Annotated in this window: 1 protein-coding gene; it reads right to left on the minus strand. The window is 21.9% G+C overall.

All coding sequences use genetic code 4. The annotated features are described in order from the left end of the window. Positions 1-145 precede the first annotated feature (145 nt). On the minus strand, positions 146-604 hold the full coding sequence (locus EHV01_RS06340) for a hypothetical protein (protein WP_422066719.1): 459 nt from the start codon (positions 602-604) through the stop codon (positions 146-148). Positions 605-662: the final 58 nt, after the last annotated feature.

The following is a 662-nucleotide window of genomic DNA, read 5'->3' on the forward strand; positions in this document are numbered from 1 at the left end:
TTAAAAAATTTAAAGCAAAATCATAATCTTACACAAAATTAGTTTTCAAATTGTCATATTGATGATTTTTTTTATTTCATCAAGAGTTTTCGACAAAATTAAAGCAATAAAAATGTCTTTTAAATTATTTTGATATAAAATAATCTTATTTTTCTATTCCGATGTTATCTGTATCTTCAACTTGCCCTACTAATTTATTTACGGCGTCTTCTTTTTCGTGTAATAACAGATTATTAGCATCATCAAGTAATTCTTTGTATTTATTTCCTTGGTCTTTATTAACAAAAGGAACATTCTCATAAATTGGTGTTTCTTGTGAACATGCTAATGTTGGTGCTACTGATTCATTAACACTTTTTTTATTTTCTGAATTTTGTCAAAAACTAGGTGTTTGATAAAGTAAGTCTATTTGTTCAAAGTATCTAATATTTATGCATGTATTTATTAACTCATTTACATCATTAGAAATCTTACTTGATATTTTATTAGTTTCAATTTTATTAAAACCAAGTTTTTTAAAAAATTTATTAATGCTTTTTTTAATTGATTTATAAGTTTTTTCTTTAATTTTGTCGAAAACTCTTGATGAAATAAAAAAAATCATCAATATGACAATTTGAAAACTAATTTTGTGTAAGATTATGATTTTGCTTTAAATTTWA

The organism is Spiroplasma sp. hy2 (assembly GCF_044714365.1).
GTDB classification, from domain to species: domain Bacteria; phylum Bacillota_I; class Bacilli_A; order Mycoplasmatales; family Mycoplasmataceae; genus Spiroplasma; species Spiroplasma phoeniceum.